Source organism: Neotamlana nanhaiensis (genome assembly GCF_000943555.1).
Taxonomy (GTDB): domain Bacteria; phylum Bacteroidota; class Bacteroidia; order Flavobacteriales; family Flavobacteriaceae; genus Neotamlana; species Neotamlana nanhaiensis.
Genome location: NZ_JTDV01000003.1, coordinates 375,046 through 395,930 on the forward strand (window position 1 = coordinate 375,046; position 20,885 = coordinate 395,930).

The 20,885-nt window shown below is 34.5% G+C and carries 16 protein-coding genes; 11 read left to right on the forward strand and 5 right to left on the reverse strand.

Annotated features, from left to right (window positions below):
- Window positions 1–93: 93 nt before the first annotated feature.
- Together PK35_RS07110 and tpx are read right to left on the reverse strand one after the other, a co-directional pair.
- Window positions 94–462, reverse strand: coding sequence for a diacylglycerol kinase (locus PK35_RS07110; RefSeq protein WP_044625992.1), 369 nt, complete (start codon window positions 460–462; stop codon window positions 94–96).
- Window positions 463–471: 9 nt separating this feature from the next.
- Window positions 472–972, reverse strand: coding sequence for a thiol peroxidase (tpx, locus tag PK35_RS07115; RefSeq protein ID WP_044625993.1), 501 nt, complete (start codon window positions 970–972; stop codon window positions 472–474).
- Between the two features lie 227 nt (window positions 973–1,199).
- Here tpx and PK35_RS07120 point away from each other — a divergent pair, with 227 nt between their 5' ends.
- The 3 genes from PK35_RS07120 (at window position 1,200) to PK35_RS07130 (ending at window position 4,739) form a co-directional block, all read left to right on the forward strand.
- Window positions 1,200–1,697 (forward strand): fasciclin domain-containing protein, encoded by a 498-nt coding sequence (locus PK35_RS07120; RefSeq protein ID WP_117624657.1) that lies wholly within the window; start codon window positions 1,200–1,202, stop codon window positions 1,695–1,697.
- A gap of 274 nt (window positions 1,698–1,971) precedes the next feature.
- The gene (katG, locus tag PK35_RS07125; protein ID WP_082048542.1) at window positions 1,972–4,200 is read left to right on the forward strand and encodes a catalase/peroxidase HPI; all 2,229 of its coding nucleotides are present in this window, start codon (window positions 1,972–1,974) and stop codon (window positions 4,198–4,200) included.
- A gap of 65 nt (window positions 4,201–4,265) precedes the next feature.
- A complete protein-coding gene (locus PK35_RS07130) occupies window positions 4,266–4,739 on the forward strand; it encodes an ankyrin repeat domain-containing protein (RefSeq protein ID WP_044626081.1) in 474 nt (157 codons plus the stop codon).
- Window positions 4,740–4,862: 123 nt separating this feature from the next.
- On the opposite strand, the gene PK35_RS07135 is transcribed toward PK35_RS07130, so the two are convergent.
- Complete coding sequence (locus PK35_RS07135) at window positions 4,863–5,102, reverse strand: hypothetical protein (protein WP_044626082.1); 240 nt, start codon at window positions 5,100–5,102, stop codon at window positions 4,863–4,865.
- Between the two features lie 149 nt (window positions 5,103–5,251).
- Here PK35_RS07135 and PK35_RS07140 point away from each other — a divergent pair, with 149 nt between their 5' ends.
- The 6 genes from PK35_RS07140 to PK35_RS07165 all read left to right on the forward strand — a co-directional run bounded on the left by PK35_RS07140 (window position 5,252) and on the right by PK35_RS07165 (window position 15,922).
- Window positions 5,252–7,198, forward strand: a complete 1,947-nt coding sequence (locus PK35_RS07140) for a peptidylprolyl isomerase (RefSeq protein ID WP_044625994.1) — start codon at window positions 5,252–5,254, stop codon at window positions 7,196–7,198.
- Window positions 7,199–8,053, forward strand: coding sequence for a hypothetical protein (locus PK35_RS07145; RefSeq protein ID WP_044625995.1), 855 nt, complete (start codon window positions 7,199–7,201; stop codon window positions 8,051–8,053).
- Window positions 8,016–9,467 carry a peptidylprolyl isomerase gene (locus PK35_RS07150; RefSeq protein ID WP_044625996.1) on the forward strand — a complete coding sequence of 484 codons (1,452 nt, stop codon included), beginning with the start codon at window positions 8,016–8,018 and terminating at the stop codon, window positions 9,465–9,467. Before PK35_RS07145 ends, PK35_RS07150 begins: the two co-directional genes overlap by 38 nt.
- A 6-nt stretch (window positions 9,468–9,473) precedes the next feature.
- Window positions 9,474–10,427, forward strand: coding sequence for an AAA family ATPase (locus PK35_RS07155; protein WP_044625997.1), 954 nt, complete (start codon window positions 9,474–9,476; stop codon window positions 10,425–10,427).
- 268 nt (window positions 10,428–10,695) lie between these two features.
- The gene (locus tag PK35_RS07160) at window positions 10,696–13,473 is read left to right on the forward strand and encodes a bifunctional aconitate hydratase 2/2-methylisocitrate dehydratase (RefSeq protein WP_044625998.1); all 2,778 of its coding nucleotides are present in this window, start codon (window positions 10,696–10,698) and stop codon (window positions 13,471–13,473) included.
- Between the two features lie 178 nt (window positions 13,474–13,651).
- Window positions 13,652–15,922 carry an aconitate hydratase gene (locus PK35_RS07165; RefSeq protein ID WP_044625999.1) on the forward strand — a complete coding sequence of 757 codons (2,271 nt, stop codon included), beginning with the start codon at window positions 13,652–13,654 and terminating at the stop codon, window positions 15,920–15,922.
- An 88-nt stretch (window positions 15,923–16,010) separates the two neighbouring features.
- Here PK35_RS07165 and PK35_RS07170 read toward each other — a convergent pair whose 3' ends face one another.
- Both PK35_RS07170 and PK35_RS07180 read right to left on the reverse strand, forming a co-directional pair.
- On the reverse strand, window positions 16,011–16,334 hold the full coding sequence (locus tag PK35_RS07170) for a YtxH domain-containing protein (RefSeq protein ID WP_044626000.1): 324 nt from the start codon (window positions 16,332–16,334) through the stop codon (window positions 16,011–16,013).
- 159 nt (window positions 16,335–16,493) lie between these two features.
- Window positions 16,494–17,129, reverse strand: a complete 636-nt coding sequence (locus tag PK35_RS07180; RefSeq protein WP_157841061.1) for a complement C1q domain-containing protein — start codon at window positions 17,127–17,129, stop codon at window positions 16,494–16,496.
- A 303-nt stretch (window positions 17,130–17,432) separates the two neighbouring features.
- On the opposite strand from PK35_RS07180, the gene mazG reads away from it, so the two are divergent.
- Both mazG and PK35_RS07190 read left to right on the forward strand, forming a co-directional pair.
- Entirely contained in the window at window positions 17,433–18,209 is a 777-nt protein-coding gene (mazG, locus tag PK35_RS07185) for a nucleoside triphosphate pyrophosphohydrolase (RefSeq protein ID WP_044626003.1), read from the forward strand.
- A gap of 160 nt (window positions 18,210–18,369) precedes the next feature.
- Window positions 18,370–20,883 (forward strand): T9SS type B sorting domain-containing protein, encoded by a 2,514-nt coding sequence (locus tag PK35_RS07190; RefSeq protein WP_082048543.1) that lies wholly within the window; start codon window positions 18,370–18,372, stop codon window positions 20,881–20,883.
- Window positions 20,884–20,885 lie beyond the last annotated feature (2 nt).

A 20,885-nucleotide genomic window follows, 5' to 3' on the forward strand; every position in this document is an offset into this window, starting at 1 on the left:
CAAATTACTAACGTTAACGAAACTTTATTTTGAAAAATTGCATAGCCATGTCGCGAAAGTGGTAAGAGAACTTAATCTAATTGGGATTTAAGTTTAAATAAACTTAGGAATATATATAATTAACCCAATAATTACAGCAAAAACCGAGGCTATAAAAACGGCGCCAGCAGCGATGTCTTTAATTAATCCTATTTTGGTATGATGTTCTGGATGAATAAAATTAGCAATTTCTTCAATGGCGGTGTTCATACCTTCCGTACTCATTACAACACCAATGGCTAAGGTTTGCACAATCCATTCGTTAGTAGAAATATTAAAATAAAAGCCAAAAACCGTAACCAGTATGCCAATTACAAATTGAATTTTTACACTTGCTTCGGTTTTTAGCAGTAGCATCATGCCTTTAAAAGCATAACCTACACTTTTTAAGCGATTTATAATAAAAGGCTCGTTTTTTTGCATTAACTATGTTTAGTAAAGTACTTCTAGTGCCGCCTTGTAGTTAGGTTCATCAACGGTTTCGCTTACTTGTTCGGTGTAAATAACTTCGCCAGATTCATTTAAAACCACAACACTCCTCGATAATAAGCCTTCTAATGGGCCATCAGCAAAAACAACGCCGTAATCTTTACCAAAACTGCCTGTTTTAAAATCAGATAAACTAATAACGTTATCCAATCCTTCCGCACCACAAAAACGATCTTGTGCAAAAGGTAAGTCTTTCGAAATACAAAGCACTTTAGTGTTTTCTAGTTCACTAGCTTCGGTGTTAAATTGTCTAACAGATTGCGCACATGTACCTGTGTCTACACTGGGAAAAATGTTTAAAACGACTCTGCTTCCACTAAAGTCAGATAATGATTTCGTAGATAAATCTGTTGCTGTTAATGAAAAAGCAGGTGCTTTTGTTCCTGTTTTAGGAAGTTCTCCAACGGTGTTTATTGCGTTTCCTTTTAAGGTTACTGTTGCCATAATTTCTTATTTAATATTTTTATAAAAGTACTAATAATTAATGGTTAGACTACCATAAAATTGTTAACGGATGTTAAAATTGAATAATTATAAAAACCGATGTTTTAAAAATATCGTTTGTAGAGTAAATCATAAAAAAAATTACAATGAAACGATTACAATTAATTAAAACGAGTTTAGTATTAACAACTTTATTTTTGACTAACGTCATTTTTGCACAAAGTGATATGATGTCTAGTCAGACGAAAATGGTAGGAGGTGCAGCGATGTACCCAACAAAAAATATTATAGAAAATGCAGTTAACTCTAAGGATCATACTACTTTGGTTGCAGCAGTAAAAGCCGCAGATTTAGTGGAAACGCTTATGGGAGAAGGACCTTTTACAGTTTTCGCTCCAACCAACGAAGCATTTAACAAACTACCAAATGGAACTGTAGAAAGTTTATTAAAGCCAGAAAATAAAAAAACATTACAAACAATATTGACGTACCATGTTGTTGCGGGTAAATGGAATGCTAGCGATGTTGTTAAACTCGTAAAAGACAACAAAGGTAAGGCTACTGTTAAAACTGTTAGTGGAGGTACTATTACTTTGTGGTTAAAGGGTAAAGATGTTTATGTTAAAGATGAGAATGGTAATTCTGCGAAAGTTACTATTGCAGATGTGAATCAATCTAATGGTGTAATTCATGTAATAGATAAGGTGTTGTTACCTAAGTCTTAATATAAAAATATTTAATAGTATTTTAGAATTAGTCAATTAAAGCGCCTCTGGCGCTTTTTTTATAACGTTTTGTTATGGGTTTTAGAAAAACAATAGATAATGTTGATTAGAGTATAATTTTTTAAAATAAATTATTAACAGTATTCCATTTCTTAATCTGTAATTTTATGTAGGTAAAATTTGGATATCATTAATTTTATGTTTCAATTGTATTAAAATGATAATCCAAAATGCGTTATAAAAACAATAATTAAATTAATAAAAAGCATTAAACATGGAAAATTCAACTAACAAATCATCAGATTCTATTCATGCAGAAAATCAAGAATTAAGTGGGCATGGGTCTATTTCTTCTTCAGGAAAATGTCCGTTCATGCATGGATCAATCACTACAACAGAAAAATCAGTTACAGATTGGTGGCCTAATGCACTAAACCTAGATATTTTACATCAACACGATACGAAAACCAATCCTTTAGGACAAGATTTTAACTACCAAGAAGAACTAAAAAAGCTTGATGTTGAAGCATTAAAAAAAGATCTTCATGATTTTATGACGGACAGTCAAGATTGGTGGCCAGCCGATTGGGGACATTATGGCGGATTAATGATTAGAATGGCGTGGCATAGTGCAGGTTCTTACCGTTTAGCTGATGGTAGAGGAGGTGGTGGTGCCGGAAATATTCGTTTTGCACCATTAAATTCATGGCCAGATAACGTTAGTTTAGATAAAGCGAAACGTTTATTGTGGCCCATAAAGAAAAAATATGGTAATAAAGTAAGTTGGGCAGACCTTATTATTTTAGCAGGAACAATGGCTTACGAAAGTATGGGCTTAAAAACTTATGGTTTCGCTTTTGGTCGTGAAGATATTTGGCACCCAGAAAAAGATGTGTATTGGGGAGCAGAAAAAGAATGGTTAGCACCAAGTGATGAGCGATATGATAATGTGGAGGCGCCAGAAACCATGGAAAATCCTTTAGCTGCTGTACAAATGGGATTAATTTACGTAAATCCTGAAGGTGTAAATGGAAAGCAAGATCCGTTAAAAACTGCGAAACAGGTGCGTGAAACCTTTAAGCGTATGGCAATGAACGATGAAGAAACGGTGGCTTTAACCGCTGGCGGACATACGGTAGGTAAAACACATGGTAACGGCGATGCAAGCATTTTAGGACCAGATCCTGAAGCTGCCGATGTTGAAGCACAAGGTTTAGGATGGGCAAACCCAACAAAAACAGGTAAAGGAAAATATACTGTAACAAGTGGTTTAGAAGGTGCGTGGACAACACATCCAACCAAATGGGATAACGGATTCTTCGAAATGCTTTTTAACCACGAATGGGAATCTAGAAAAAGTCCGGCAGGAGCAAATCAATGGGAACCAATAAATATTAAAGAAGAAGATAAGCCAGTTGATGTTGAAGATTTAACAACGCGACACAATCCGATGATGACAGACGCGGATATGGCTATGAAAATGGATCCTATCTACAGAGAAATTTCATTAAAATTTATGAACGATTTTGATGCCTTTTCTGATGCGTTTGCACGTGCTTGGTTTAAATTAACCCATCGCGATATGGGACCAAAAGACCGTTGGTTTGGTCCAGATGTACCGCAAGAAGATTTAATCTGGCAAGATCCTGTACCAAAAGGAAATTACGATTATGATGTTGATGCTGTAAAAGCGAAAATAGCAGCTTCTGGTTTAAGTATTTCTGAGTTAGTTTCTACGGCTTGGGATAGTGCTAGAACATATAGAGGTTCTGATTTTAGAGGAGGAACAAACGGTGCACGTATTCGTTTAGAACCACAAAAAAGTTGGAAAGGCAACGAGCCAGAACGCTTACAAAAAGTGCTTACTGTATTAGAGCCTATTGCTGAAGAATTTAAAATTAGCGTAGCAGATGCCATTGTTTTGGCAGGAAATGTAGGTGTAGAAAAAGCAATAAAAAACGCAGGAATGAATATAACTGTTCCTTTTGCTCCTGGTAGAGGAGATGCGTCGCAAGAGATGACTGATGTTGAGTCGTTTGAGTCTCTTGAACCATTTGCAGATGCTTTTAGAAACTGGCAAAAAGCTGACTATGTAGTGAGTTCGGAAGAAATGTTGCTGGATAGAGCACAACTCATGGGATTAACAGCTCCTGAAATGACGGTTTTAATTGGTGGTATGCGAGCTATGGGAACAAATTATGGAGGATCCAAACACGGCATATTTACAGAAAATGAAGGTGCTTTAACACCAGATTTCTTTGTGAATTTAACCGATATGATCTACGATTGGAAGCCTAGTGAAAATGGTACCTATAATATTGTAAATCGTAAAACTGGAGAGCAAAAGTACACGGCTACACGTGTTGATTTAGTATTTGGTTCTAACGCTATTCTTCGAGCTTATGCCGAGGTTTATGCTCAAGATGATAACAAAGAAAAATTTGTAAATGATTTTGTGGCTGCTTGGACTAAAGTAATGAACGCAAATAGATTTGATATTTAAATTTTATTAAAAATATAGTAGGGCAAGTAAAATACAACTTGCCCTATTTTTTAATGGATAATGATATGAATGATAAAAATAATTTTTTTAGTGCTATACAAAGTGGAAATATTCCAGCCATTTATCAACTGTTACAACGTAATCCAGATTTGGTAGATGCTAAAGATAACAGAGAGTTTACACCGCTAATTCTAGCTTCATATTTCGATAAGGAAGATATTGTAAAGGTTTTAGTGGAAAAAAATGCTAACTTAAACGATACCGATGCCTCGGGTAATACAGCATTAATTGGCGTGTCGTTTAAAGGTAGTGTAAACCTAGTAAACTATTTGATAGCACAAGGTGCCGATGTAAATGCTAAAAATTCCAATGGCGCAACAGCTTTAATTTTTGCAGCGATGTATAATCAGTATGATGTGGTAAAAATATTGCTGAAAAATAAAGCCAATAAAACTATAGTTGATAATGATGGTAAAACAGCATTAGCACATGCAACCGAAAAAAAGTTTACACCAATTATAGATTTGCTTACCAATTAAAATGATGTTCTAAAAATTTAACTAAAAAAGTCGCTTAATACATGAGCGACTTTTTTTGTGTTTGTTAAGGAATGTAATAATTTTGAAATGATAGGAGCAAGGGGCAAAAACAAAAAAAAACAATCATTTTTCTGCAAAAACCTGTCCACGATGTGGTTTTAATGCATCTCTAAGAGGTTTCATATTAGCTTCGTTTACAACTAAAAAAGCAAAGGTGTGAACATCGCTAATAGTTTCAACACCAGTTATTTTTATATCTAACTGTTCAAGTGTTATGTATTCTTTTAAATGAATTTCATGATGTTCGGCAGTTCTTTTGGCGTTTGGTCCATAAAAATCCCAAATTAATTTAAGTTGTCGCATGTTGTAAAGGATTGTGTTTTTAGGCAAATTTAAGGTAAAATCAACGTAAATCAATTATAATAATTTTGAATATAAACCGTTTGCAAAACAACTTGTATAATAGCTTTATATTAGTATTTTTGTAATCATTCTAAAAAAATAATACCACCATGCGCGTAAGCGGATTTTTAACTCTACTACTTACAGTTTTTTGTATAAAATTAAATGCTCAAACTCAGCAAAACGAAATCCTTTTTACAGTTGATGAAACGCCTGTTTATACTTCGGAATTTTTAAGAGTTTATAATAAGAATTTAGATCTAGTTCAAGACGAATCTCAAAAAGATGTTGATGCCTATTTAAAGCTGTTCGTGAACTATAAATTAAAGTTGAAAGAAGCTTATGCTTTGGGGTACGACAAAGGTGCGAGTTATTTGCGCGAATTGTCGAATTACAAAAAGCAATTGGCAAAAAGTTTTATGAAAGATACTAAAGTTACGGATGCTTTAGTTGAAGAAGCTTACGAACGTATTTCGTACGATATAAATGCCAATCATATTCTTGTAAAATTAGCTGAAACAGCGAGTCCGCAAGATACTTTAGCAGCTTATAAAAAAATAGAAACATTACGTGACAGAGCTTTAAAAGAAGGCTTTGAAAAAGTACGACAAGAAGTACATAACGGACAAACCATTTATGGTGAAAAATTAGGCTATTTTTCAGGTTTTAAAATGGTCTATAATTTTGAAACGGCTGCATTTAATACGCCGGTTGGTAATATTTCAAAACCATTTCGTACGCGTTTTGGGTACCATATTGTAAATGTACTCGATAAGCGTCCGTCGCGCGGCGAGCGTACCGTGGCGCACATTATGTTGGTAAATAAAAGTAATAGTACCGAATCTCCAGAGGCAAAAATTCAAGACATTTATCAAAAGTTAAATCAAGGTGAAAATTTTGAAGCCTTGGCAAAACAGTTTTCCGACGATAAAAGTACGGCGTCAAATGGTGGTAAATTAGCACCAATAGTTGGTGGACAATTACGTTCGCAGGAATTCGAAGATGTGGCTTTTTCGCTTGAAAATGTGGGCGATTATTCAAAACCGTTTCAATCGGCTTATGGTTGGCATATCGTTAAATTATACAATAAAAAACCAATCCCAGATTTTGAATCAATAAAGCCAGAATTAATAAATAAAGTAGAGCGCGACGATCGATCTAAACTTATAGATGAGGCGTTAACCTCAAAATTGAAAGATCATTATAATATCACAACCTCACCAGATTTAAGTTATTTTGAATCTATTTTAACCAACGATTATTTTAATCGCACATGGGCATTACCAGAAGATTTTCAAGTTGGAAATCCTTTGGTTAAAATTGGTAAACGCCAGTTTTCATACAAACATTTTGGCGATTATTTAGTGCGTGCTCAACGTGCGTTAACACCTAAAACAAGTTTAAAGGCTTTGGTTGCTAGTAAATATGATTCCTTTTTAAACGAAAATTTAGTGCGTTACCATGAAAATAATTTAGAAGATGAAAATGAAGAGTTTGCCAATATTGTAACCGAGTATCGCGATGGTTTATTGCTTTTCGATTTAATGGAGAAAAATATCTGGAATGCAGCTAGTAAAGATACTTTAGAGGTGAAAGCGTTTTATGAAAACCATAAAACAAATTATATATCTGAAGAAAAAATAGATGCTGTTGTGGCATCATCATCCAACAAAAAGGCATTGAAAAAAGTAGCCAATTGGTTTAAAAAAGGCTACGATATCGAAAAAATAAAGCCTTTAGTTAATACAGAAGACAATATTGTGGTGTTGTTTTCATCAGGTATTTTAGATAAAAATCATCAAACATTACCAGAAAACTTAGTGTTTCAGAAAGGAATTTCAAAAATATTAAAGCATAACGATGCTTATGTTGTGGTAAAAACAAATGACATTTTACCCAAAAAGCAACAAACATTTACCGAAGCAAAAGGAGCTGTAATTAACGATTATCAGCAAGAAAAAGAAACCAACTGGGTAAATAGTTTACACGAAAAGTACCAAGTTAAAATTAATGAAGAGGTACTTGAAAAAGTAAAAAATCAAATAAAAAATAACTAAGTGCAAAATCGATTTTTTTTACTAATAGCAATAGCGTTTTTTGCACAGTCTTGCCATTTTTTTAAAACAGAGCAGGAAGGTGTTCCTGTGGCTCGAGTTAACGAAAATTATTTGTATTTAAGCGATATTGAGGATTTAGTTCCGGAAGGCGCATCAGTTGAAGATAGCACACTTTTGGTTCAAAATTTTATAAATAAATGGGCAACACAGCAACTTTTTGTTGATGGTGCCAAACTTAATTTAAGTAGTAAAAAGCAAGAAACCTTCAATAAATTGGTAAATCAGTACAAAAATGATTTGTATGCGAAGGCCTATGTTGATGCATTAGTAAAACGAAATATAGATACTGTGGTTAAGTTAAACGAAGCAGAATCGTATTACGAAAACAATAAAGAAATTTTCAAACTTAATGAGGAGTTGGTTAAATTTCGATATATTCATGTCGACGAAAATATAATTGATTATAAGTCAATTAACGAGCGTTTTAAGCGTTATAATCAGGAAGATAAAAAGGTTTTAGATTCCATTTCAATTCAATTTAAATCTTATTCATTAAACGATTCAATTTGGATTAAATTAAACCAAGTTGTTGAAAAAATTCCTGCAATAACTACCGAAAACCAAAGCGAACTGTTAAAAAAATCTAATTTTATACAGCTCAAAGATTCATTAGGAGTATATTTGATGCAAATTAACGACGTGTTATTACGTAACGATACGGCACCGTTGGAATATGTAAAACCAACCATAAACCAAATTGTTATAAATAAGCGAAAACTAGAGTTAATTAGAGAATTAGAAAAGGATATCACAAAAGATGCTATTAAAAACAAACAATTTGAAATTTACGATTAATTTGAAATACATTTTACCTATTTGCATAAGCATTTTGGCGGTAAATGTTATGTCGGCGCAAGAAATTATTGAAGATGAAAAGGACATTGCTTCAAATGTAGTTGATACAACCAAGAGTTATAATGCCGTTAAAGTGGATGGGGTTGCCGCAGTGGTTGGTGATTATATAGTTTTAGATTCTGACGTTGAAAAAGAACGTCTACAATTAGAAGCTGGCGGTTATAACACAAAAGATATTACCGATTGCGAATTGTTTGGTAAGCTATTAGAAAATAAGTTGTACGCGCATCATGCCGTTCAAGATAGTATTGTTGTTTCTGATGCTGAAATTAGAAGACAAGTAGATTACCAAATTGAGCAATTTTTACAGCAAGTAAATGGAAACATGGATCGTCTTTTAGCATTTTATAAAAAAGAAGATGAAAAAAGTTTCCGCGAAGAAATGTTTGCTATTAATAAAGCAAACCAATTAGCACAGCGTATGCAAGCTAGTATTGTTGAAGAGGTTGAAATTACTCCAGAAGAAGTGCGTACCTTTTTTAACGAAATTCCAAAAGAAGATCGCCCAACATTTGGTACCGAGCTAAAAGTAGCACAAATCGTGGCTGAACCAAAAGTATCGGAAGCAGAAGAACAGCGTGTTATTGATAGATTAAAACAATTTAAAGCCGATATTATTGAAAACGGAGCTAGTTTCCGTTCAAAAGTTGTTTTGTATTCAGAAGATCATGCTTCAGTGAGTAAAGGTGGTAGATACACATTGAATAAAAAGAAACCGCAAATGGTGAAAGAGTTTCGTGAAGTTGCTTTTTCGCTTCAAGAAGGTGAAGTTTCAGATCCTTTTAAAACCGATTTTGGATACCATATTATTATGTTAGAAAAAATTAGAGGTCAAGAATACGATGTAGCTCACATTTTGTTAACACCTAAAGTTTCAAGTGAAGCTGTAGTTGAATCTAAAGAGCGTCTAGAAAAAGTGAGAGAGCGTATTGTTGCTGGAGATATTTCGTTTGCCGATGCAGCTCGTGAAGCAAGCGACGAAAAAGAAACACGTAACGATGGCGGGCAGCTAATTAATCCAACCACTCAAGATTATAATTTCGAGTTAACCAGAATGGATCCTGAGTTGTACTCTCAAATTCAAAATTTAAAAGATGGCGAAGTGAGTTTGGTGTTAAGTGAACAAGATAGAACTGGTAACACTAAATTTAAAATTTTAATGGTTACCGATAGAGTTGATGAGCATGTTGCAGATTATGCTAGAGATTTCTTAAAAATTAAAGAATTAGCGCTTGACGAAAAGAAAATTCGAGCTGTAGAAAAATGGCAGAAAGAAAAAATAATGGACACTTACATTAAAATAAGTGGCGAACGTAGAAATTGCGAATTTTCAAGTAACTGGTTAAAAAAATAAATATTTATGTCCGATGTAGCTGCTATCGAGAAATTTGTAAAACAATTTCAAGGTCTAAAATCCGAAATTGCTAAAGTAATTATTGGTCAAGACGAAGTTGTTACCCAAATATTAATTTCAATTTTCTCTGGCGGTCACTCGCTTTTAATTGGTGTGCCTGGTTTAGCAAAAACATTAATGGTAAACACCATTTCTCAAGCTCTTGGTCTAGATTTTAAGCGTATTCAGTTTACCCCAGATTTAATGCCTAGTGATATTTTAGGTAGTGAAATATTAGATGAAGACCGACAGTTTAAATTTATAAAAGGGCCTATTTTTTCCAATATTATTTTAGCCGACGAGATTAACCGTACACCACCTAAAACGCAAGCTGCTTTACTTGAAGCGATGCAAGAACGCGCTGTAACTGTTGCAGGACATCATTACAAACTCGATTTACCATATTTTGTTTTGGCAACTCAAAACCCAATTGAGCAGGAAGGAACTTATCCGTTACCCGAAGCACAATTAGACCGTTTTATGTTCGCTATAAATTTAGAATATCCAACGTATCAGGAAGAAGTTGAAGTGGTTAAAGCAACAACGTCAAATATTAAAGCAGAAGTAAAAGCTTTATTTTCTGCGCAACAAATTATCGATTTTCAGCAACTTATTCGTAAAATTCCTGTGGCCGATAATGTTATTGAGTATGCGGTGTCTTTAGTAGGTAAAACAAGACCAAATAGCGATGCTGCACCAGACTTAGTAAAAACCTATCTCGATTGGGGTGCTGGACCTCGAGCGTCTCAAAACTTAGTTTTAGCAGCCAAAACACATGCGGCCATTCAGGGTAAATTTTCACCAGATATTGAAGATATTCAAGCTGTAGCAATTGGTATTTTACGCCACAGAATCATTAAAAACTACAAGGCTGAAGCCGAAGGAATTACCGAAGAACAGCTAATAAATAGCTTATTTTAACATTACGAAAAGGTTTTAGTTTATAAAATCTTCATCAATTCTTTGTTTTTACTAAAAAAATTATAATCATATTAAATTATAATAACACTATAATAATTTAGTATTGTTGCCTATTGTATTCGGGTTTTTATTTTTAAAACTTTGTATTTATTTAGTATTTTGCAACGCTAAAAAAATCTAATATTATAAACTTCAAATGCGGCTTGTTTTATAACATTAACAAGATTGTTTTATTTGAGTTTAACAACTATAAATTGAATAACTAACTATGAGCATTTACAATGACTACATCAAGGAGATTGAAGAAAGAAAATCTCAAGGTTTGCATCCAAAACCAATTGATGGCGCAGAATTAACCAGCGAAATTATCGCACAAATTAAAGATGTAAATAACCCAAATAGAGAAGATTCTCTTAACTTTTTTATTTACAATACCTTACCAGGTACCACAAGTGCTGCTGGTGTAAAAGCAAAGTTTTTAAAAGAAATTATCCTTGGTGAATCTGTTGTAGAAGAAATCACGCCAACCTTTGCATTCGAGCAATTATCACATATGAAAGGTGGACCTTCAATTGAGGTGCTTTTAGATTTAGCTTTAGGTGAAGATGAAGCCATTGCTTTAGAAGCTGCAAAAGTTTTAAAAACACAAGTGTTTTTATATGAAGCTGATACAGAGCGATTAGAAACTGCTTTTAAAAACGGAAGCACTATCGCAAAAGATATTATTGAAAGTTACGCCAAAGCGGAATTTTTCACGAAACTTCCAGATGTAGAAGAAGAAATTCAAGTAGTAACTTATATCGCAGGTGTTGGTGATATTTCAACCGATTTATTATCACCAGGTGCTGATGCTCATTCACGTTCAGATCGCGAATTACACGGTCAATGTATTTTCGAACACAATAAAGACATGCAACAAGAGGTGTTAGCTTTAAAAGAGCAACATCCAGATAAACGCGTGATGTTAATTGCCGAAAAAGGTACTATGGGTGTTGGTTCATCGCGTATGTCTGGTGTAAATAATGTAGCACTTTGGACTGGGATTTCTTCATCACCATACGTACCATTCATTAACATTGCACCAGTAATTGCTGGTACAAACGGTATCGCACCAATTTTCTTAACAACAGTTGGTGTAACGGGTGGTATTGGTATCGACCTAAAAAACTGGGTAACTAAAAAAGATGCTGACGGAAACACCGTTTATGATAAAGATGGTGAGCCCGTTTTAGAGCAAGTTTATTCAGTTGAAACAGGAACCGTACTTACAATAAACACAAAAGAGAAAAAATTATACAACGGCGATAAAGAATTAAAAGATATTTCTGCGGCATTAACGCCTCAAAAAGTTGAGTTTATTAAAGCTGGAGGTTCTTACGCGGTTGTTTTTGGTAAAAAATTACAAACGTTTGCCGCAAAAGTTTTAGGTATTGAGCCACCGCAAGTTTATGCAGCTTCAAAAGAAATTTCTATTGAAGGTCAAGGCTTAACAGCGGTTGAGAAAATTTTCAATAAAAATGCGGTTGGTACAACACCAGGAAAAACTTTGCATTCTGGTTCTAACGTGCGTGTAGAAGTAAACATTGTTGGCTCTCAGGACACCACAGGTTTAATGACTTCGCAAGAGTTAGAAATGATGGCTGCTACGGTTATTTCTCCAATTGTTGATGCAGGCTACCAATCGGGTTGTCATACCGCTTCGGTTTGGGATGATAAATCAAAAGCGAACATACCTAAATTAATGAAGTTTATGAATGACTTCGGATTAATTACAGGTCGCGACCCTAAAGGTCAATACCATGCGATGACAGACGTTATTCACAAGGTGTTAAACGACATTACGGTTGATGATTGGGATATTATTATCGGTGGTGATTCACACACACGTATGTCTAAAGGTGTTGCTTTTGGTGCCGATTCAGGTACTGTGGCCTTAGCTTTAGCAACGGGTGAAGCTACGATGCCAATTCCTGAATCAGTTAAAGTAACATTTAAAGGAAACATGAGAAGTTTCATGGATTTCCGTGATGTGGTTCATGCAACGCAACAACAAATGTTGAAGCAATTTGGAGGTGAAAACGTATTCCAAGGTCGCGTAATCGAAGTACACATTGGTACGTTAACTTCCGATCAAGCCTTCACATTTACCGATTGGACAGCCGAAATGAAAGCAAAAGCGTCTATCTGTATTTCAGAAGATGAAACGTTAATCGAATCATTAGAAATTGCACGCGATCGTATCCAAATCATGATTGAGAAGGGCATGGATAACGAAAAGCAAATGCTTCAAGGTTTAGTTGATAAAGCAAATAACAGAATTCAGGAACTTAAAACTGGAATTAAAACGGCTTTAAAACCTGATGCAAGTGCTAAATATTATGCTGAAGTGGTTATCGATTTAGATGAAATCGCAGAACCAATGATTGCCGATCCAGATGTAAACAACGAAGATCCTTCAAGACGTTATACTCATGACACGATTAGACCATTATCATACTATGGCGGAACAAAACAAGTTGATTTAGGTTTCGTTGGATCATGTATGGTACACAAAGGCGATATGAAGATTTTAGCACAAATGCTTAAAAACATTGAAGCGCAACAAGGCAAAGTAGAATTTAAGGCGCCATTAGTTGTTGCGCCACCAACATACAATATTGTTGATGAGTTAAAAGCTGAAGGTGATTGGGAAGTATTACAAAAATACTCAGGTTTCGAGTTTGATGATAACGCACCAAAAGGTTTAGCACGTACTAAATATGAAAATATGTTGTATTTAGAGCGTCCAGGGTGTAACCTTTGTATGGGTAACCAGGAAAAGGCAGAACCAGGAGATACTGTTATGGCAACATCAACACGTTTATTCCAAGGGCGTGTGGTAAAAGATTCAGGTGAGAAAAAAGGTGAATCATTATTATCATCTACACCAGTGGTTGTGTTATCAACTATTTTAGGAAGAACACCAACCATGGAAGAATACGAAAAAGCAGTTGAAGGTATTGTGCTTACTAAGTTCAAACCATCACAAAAACAATTAGTTCTATAATTACATAGACTAGTATAAATTTAAAAGCTCGAATGTTTCATTCGGGCTTTTTTATTAACCTTTTATTATGATAGTTTTTGTGCAAATTTTGTTAAATTCATAGCAATAATTGACTGTTTATTTAGAGTTATTTTAAATAAACTTTCAAGGCATTCATTTAAAATTTAAAAAGAAATTTATGGCATTTGACATTGAAATGATTAAAGCCGTTTACTCAAAAATGGCCAAACGTGTGGATAAAGCGCGAGAAGTTGTTGGTAAACCGCTAACCTTATCAGAGAAAATATTGTACAATCATTTATGGGACGGCACGCCAGATAAAGCATTTGTAAGAGGAAAGGATTATGTAGATTTTGCACCAGATAGAATTGCTTGTCAGGATGCAACAGCGCAAATGGCTTTATTACAATTTATGCAAGCAGGTAAGCCTAAAGTAGCTGTGCCAACAACAGTACATTGCGATCACTTAATACAGGCTAAAGAAGGCGCAGCAAAAGATTTAAAACACGCGAACAGTGTAAGTAGCGAAGTTTTCGATTTTTTAGAATCCGTTTCAAATAAATACGGTATTGGTTTTTGGAAACCGGGTGCAGGAATTATTCACCAAGTGGTTTTAGAAAATTACGCATTTCCAGGAGGAATGATGATTGGTACCGATTCGCATACCGTTAACGCGGGTGGATTAGGAATGGTAGCCATTGGAGTAGGTGGAGCCGATGCCGTAGATGTTATGGCAGGTATGGCTTGGGAACTTAAATTTCCGAAGTTAATTGGCGTTAAATTAACAGGAACGCTTTCTGGTTGGACAGCTCCAAAAGATGTGATTTTAAAAGTTGCTGAAATTTTAACCGTTAAGGGTGGAACAGGAGCTATAGTAGAATATTTTGGTCCTGGAGCTACCAGTATGTCTTGTACAGGTAAAGGTACTATTTGTAATATGGGCGCCGAAATTGGAGCAACCACATCAACTTTTGGTTACGACGAATCTATGGAGCGTTATTTAAGAGCCACTGATAGAGCAGATGTCGCCGATGCAGCAAACAAAGTAAAAGATTACTTAACTGCCGATCCTGAGGTGTATGCCAACCCAGAGCAGTTTTTCGATCAGGTGATTGAGATTAACTTATCGGAGTTAAATCCGTTATTAAACGGTCCGTTTACACCAGATCTTTCAACACCAGCGGGTAGTGAAATGACTAAAAAGGCCACTGAAAATGATTGGCCATTAAAAGTAGAATGGGGTTTAATTGGGTCTTGTACGAATTCATCTTACGAGGATTTATCAAGAGCATCATCCATTGCGCAGCAAGCCTTAGATAAAAAATTAAAAACGAAGGCCGAATTTGGTATCAACCCAGGTTCAGAACAGGTTCGATTTACCGCAGAACGCGATGGTATTCTTCAAGTTTTTGAAGAGTTAGATGCAACTATTTTTACTAATGCCTGTGGTCCATGTATTGGACAATGGGCAAGATATAGCGATCCTAAAAATGCACCAAAAAATAGTATTGTACACTCTTTTAACCGAAACTTTGCAAAGCGTGCCGATGGTAACCCAAATACGCATGCCTTTGTGGCTTCGCCAGAATTAACAGCTGCAATTGCTATTTCTGGTAAGTTAGATTTTAACCCAATGACTGATAAGTTGATAAATGAAGACGGGGAAGAGGTGATGTTCGATGAGCCTACAGGATGGGAATTACCACCAAAAGGTTTTGAGGTTGAAGAAAATGGTTATCTAGAACCTAAAGAAGACGGTAGTGATGTTGAAGTTATTGTAGCTCCAGATTCCGAGAGATTGCAATTATTAACACCGTTTGAACCGTTAGGAGACTCAATTAAAGGAGCGAAACTATTAATAAAAGCTTTTGGTAAGTGTACAACCGATCACATTAGTATGGCCGGACCATGGTTACGTTATAGAGGACATTTAGATAATATTGCAAATAACACGTTAATTGGTGCCGTTAACGCATTTAACGAAAAAACGAATTTTGTTAAGAATCAATTAACGGGCGAGTATGGTGGAGTGCCGGATGTACAACGTGCTTACAAAGCCGAAGGTATTAAAACAATAGTTGTTGGAGACCATAATTATGGTGAAGGTTCGTCGAGAGAGCATGCGGCAATGCAACCACGTCATTTAGGTGTCGCGGCTGTAATTGTTAAATCATTTGCGCGTATTCATGAAACTAATCTTAAAAAGCAAGGTATGCTTGGATTAACTTTCGATAATGAAAACGACTACGATTTAATTCAAGAAGATGATACTTTCAACTTTTTAGATTTAAACGAATTTGCTCCAGACAAGCAACTAACCTTAGAGGTTGTTCATGCTGATGGAACCACAGATACGATTAAGTTAAATCATACTTACAACGAAGCTCAAATTGCTTGGTATAAGGAAGGATCTGCCTTAAACTTAATTAAAAAACAGAATAAACAATAGCATAAATAAGTTGTTTAAATATAAAATCCAACTCGTAAGAGTTGGATTTTTTTATTCATCATACTGAATTTAATTCAGTACGGTAATTTTAACTCGTTTGTTGGAAACTTTTATTTTTCTCTTTTAAAATAGCCAATTGCTTTTCTAAAAAGGTTATGGCTTGCTCGGTTTTAAAGCTCGATTTTGAGGCGAAATCTTTTAAATCTTCTTTAAATTTTGCTTTACCAGAACTTGCTGCTTTAGTGACATCTTCTTTTACTTCTTTAAAATCTTTAGTAACTTGATCTTTAATTTTAGTTCCTTCAGTTTTCAATTTGTCTCGTGTTACTTTTCCTTTTTCTGGAGCTAATAAAACCCCAATTCCAGCTCCAATTAAAGTTCCTAACATTAGTGTTCCTTTATTAATAATCATCTTTTTCTCTTTTTTTTATTAAACTTATTTACTTGATTAGTAGCGATTACCATCAAAATGTTACAAACAAAATTAATGCCAGAGCTAATATTTAATAATAAAGCCTTTACTATTGGGTAAGTAAAGGCTTTGTTTCTATAAAAAAAGTAGATTAATGAGTTATCTAATTTGGTAAATAGCACAATAACTATCGGAGTTATTGCCTAATATATTAACAGACGCCAAAGAGGCAGCTAATTTAAAGGTAATGGTGTCTCCAGCAACAAGGTCTATTGTTGTAGAAACCGATCTAAAAGGTGAAGTAACATTAACAACTCCCACAACAACACTCGCAAAGCTTTGTTCTGCCACCAGAACATTATTTTTGTAGATACCAATGCCAAAATCGGTATTTACAGTAATTAAAGAGTTTACTCGAATTTGAGCATTTACTTGATAAATGCCATCTTCTTTAGCCGTAAATGTATAAGTTGTAGGGTCGTATTCGTCATTGGTATCTGTTAGTTCATTATCAAATTCAACTAAGGTATAGCCAAAACCTAAAGTTAGGGTAATTAAATGAGCAATGTCTGATGCACTAGAAAAAGAAGCTCTCACCATAGAAGGGAGTCCTGCGTTAACAACATCATTAGCATCAACACGGTTAACATAACCATTTCTTGATATAACCATTATGGAGTCGGTTATCACTTCCATATTGGTTTCCTGAATTGTTGTTCTGACTTTTAAGGTTCCATCAACGTCGAGAGTAGCGGTGGGGTTGGTAGTTCCAATTCCGACTTGGGAAAGCCCCACTTGATAAAGAAAAAAACATAAAATAAACCATTTCATAAACAAATATTTTTTGAAGTTAAATAACTAAATACATATTGAGAGAAGATATATTTATATGCGGGAATTTTTGTTTAAATATAGTAAATAAAAGATTACTAATTAATTTTAAAAATGTAAATTAATTACTGTTGAGAGCTTCGTTATTTGAATAAATTAATCATTTTAACAAAATAGGTGTCAAAACAATATTTATTATAAAGTTGTTTTTAGGCTTTAGTGTAGGTTTTTTATTTGATATTTTTACAAATTGAAATACCTATTAAAATGAATTCAAGAGCAAATCAATTAAAAGCCTTCGATAGATTATTAACTATAATGGATGAGTTACGCGAACAATGTCCATGGGATAAAAAGCAAACCATGGAAACACTACGCCATTTGACCATCGAAGAAACTTACGAACTTGGTGATGCCATTCTAGATAATGATTTAGAAGAGGTTAAAAAAGAGTTAGGCGACGTTCTTTTGCATATCGTATTTTACTCGAAAATAGGCAGTGAAACAAACGATTTTGATATTGCCGATGTCTGTAATACAATTTGCGATAAGTTAATTCATCGTCACCCACATATTTATGGAGATATTAAAGTTGAAAATGAAGATGATGTAAAGCGTAATTGGGAAAATTTGAAGCTAAAGGAAGGTAAAAAAAGTGTGCTTGAAGGCGTACCTAAAAGTTTGCCATCTTTGGTAAAAGCTAATAGAATTCAGGATAAAGTGGCGGGTGTAGGTTTCGATTGGGAAAAACCTGAGCAAGTATGGGAAAAAGTAGAAGAAGAACTTAATGAGTTTAAAACAGAAGTTAAGGCTGGAAATAAGGATGCTATGGAAAGTGAGTTTGGCGATGTAATGTTTTCTATGGTAAATTACGCTCGTTTTTTAAAAATTAATCCAGAAAATGCTTTAGAGCGCACTAATAAAAAATTCTCGGCTCGATTTGAGTATCTCGAAGAAAAAGCAAAATTGTTGAATAAAAATTTAAAAGATATGACGCTTGCCGAAATGGATGTGTTTTGGGAAGAGGCAAAGCAAAAGCAATAAACCTTTGCTGTTTTTTAAATTGTAGTAAATCTGTGTGCAAATAATTAATACAATAATGCTTACATGCTGTTTTTTTAGCGAATAAAACTTAATAACATCGGTAAATTAAAGGCAATTAAAAATTTATCAGTTTCTTTATAAATTGACCAACTAATTTTTAATGCCGCAAAAAATAAAATCAATATTATATATTTTGCTGTGTTGTTCTATGTTTTCATGGGCGCAAAATATTGCGCCAACTTTAACAGCATCTGGAAATCAAGCATATTGTCCTAATTCGGAAATACATATTGTTACAGAATTTACTATTGAAGATCCAGACGATACAGAAATTGAAGCCCTTTATATTCAAATTTCCGAAGGGTACGAAATGAGTCATGATATTTTAAGTTTAACAGGCTCTCACGCGAATATCACGGCAACTTGGAATACATCAGAAGGCAAGCTAACCTTAAAAAGTAGCAATGCACCTTTGGCAAGTTATACCGATTTAATAGCAGCGACTTTAGATGTTACTTTTAAAAGTACTAATAATAGTCCCAATAACAAAGTGTTTTCAATTACTATCGGTGATGCAAATTACTTGCCTCTAACCAATCATTATTACGAATATATTGCCGATTATGGCGTGACCTGGACTGCAGCAAAGGCAAAAGCCGAAACACGAACCTATTTTGGTTTACAAGGGTATTTAGCCACTGTACTTTATCCTGAAGAAGCTCAATTAGTAGGGGAGCAAGCTTCTGGAGCAGGATGGTTGGGCGGAAACGATTTGGAAACCGAAGGCGTTTGGAAATGGGTTACAGGCCCCGAAGCGGGCACTGTATTTTGGAATGGCGCCGTAAATGGCAGCACACCTAATTATGCTAATTGGAATTATAATGAGCCTAATAATGTTAACGGCGGTGAAGATTATTTGCATATTACAGATCCATCTATTGGAATACCTGGTGCATGGAACGATTTAAGAGAAGTCGGTGAGCCGCCAGGAGCTTATTACCCTAAAGGATTTATTGTTGAGTATGGCGGTATGCCAGGAGACCCAGAACTAAATATTTCTACAAGTACAAGTATATATATACCCCAAATTAATAGTACGGTTGATGCAAATCGATGTGGCGCCGGTATGTTACAGTTAGAAGCATTTGCAAATCAAGAAGCAGCAGATGTAATCTGGTTTGAATCGCTTAACAGTGCAACGCCTATTTTTACAGGAAATAGTTTTAGCACACCATTTTTAAACACAACAACAACCTATTATGTTTTGGCTTCAGAAAATGGATGTTTAATAGGAGATAGAATTCCTGTTGTTGCAACAATATTCGAATTGCCAAATTATGAACAGTCTATTGTGTTTAAAAATTGCGATGTAGATGGTACTCCAGATGGTTTTACCGATTTCAATTTAAATGAATCAGTAGATTTTTTCATAAATAATAATTCCGATGATTTTTCGGTGCGTTTTTATAATTCATATAATGCCGCCGAATTAAATGATAATGCTATTGAAACTCCAGAAAAATATAATAACTTAAATGGAAATAATGTTTATGCTCGGATTGAAAATAATCAAGGTTGCTTCGTCGTTTCTACTATACAATTAGAAACATCTACAACTTCATTTTCAAATGGATTTTTGTATAATTTTGAAGTTTGCGATGATGACAATATTGATGGTTTTTATGCATTCGATTTAACTGAATCTTCAAATGAATTTATTCAACAATTTCCTGAGGGTCAAAATTTAAGCGTGCATTATTACAGAAATTTAAATGATGCCCAATTAGAGCAAAACGAAATTTCGCAACAAACAACTTACACAAATGAAACTGCTTTTTCTCAAACACTATTTGTTAGGGTTGAAAGCCTTGATAACGGCGATTGTTTTGGTTTAGGAGCGCACTTACAGTTAACTGTGCAACCCAAACCAGAATTTACTATTGAACAGAATAAGACTTTTTGTAACGATGGTGGTAACATTGTTTTATCGGTTACTGGCACCATGGAAAGTTTTACTTATTTATGGCAAAACGAATCTGGTGATGTTGTTAGTACATCTGGAGTTTTAGAAACTGAAACCGGAGGTACTTTTACAGTCACAGCTACCTCGAGTGCAGGTTGTACATCTGTACCACAATATTATACGGTTAATCAATCGGAGGTTGCGTCAATTTCAAAGGAAGATTTGGTAATAAATGCTGTAAGTAATAACAACACTATTTCGATAAAAACTGACAATAATAATTTAGGTATTGGTACTTACGAATTTAACTTGAATGATAGTACAGGTAACTATCAAGACGAACCATATTTTAATTTTGTACCAGCAGGAAAGCATACTTTGTTTGTTAGAGATAAAAATGCCTGTGGAATTGCGAGTATAGAGGTTTTTGTTTTAGGGTTTCCAAAATATTTTTCACCAAATAATGATGGTAAAAACGATTTTTGGCAGCTTAAAGGTTTAGATAACGACTTTACAAATGCATCGCAAGTATGTATTTTTAACCGTTATGGGAAATTAATTACTCAATTTAATGCAAAAACTGGCGTGTGGGATGGTACTTTTAAAGGTACTACTTTGCCTAAAGCCGATTATTGGTTTGTGGCCACACTTATAGAAAAAACCTCGGGAAATATTAAAACTTACCGAGGCCATTTTAGTTTATTACGTTAAAA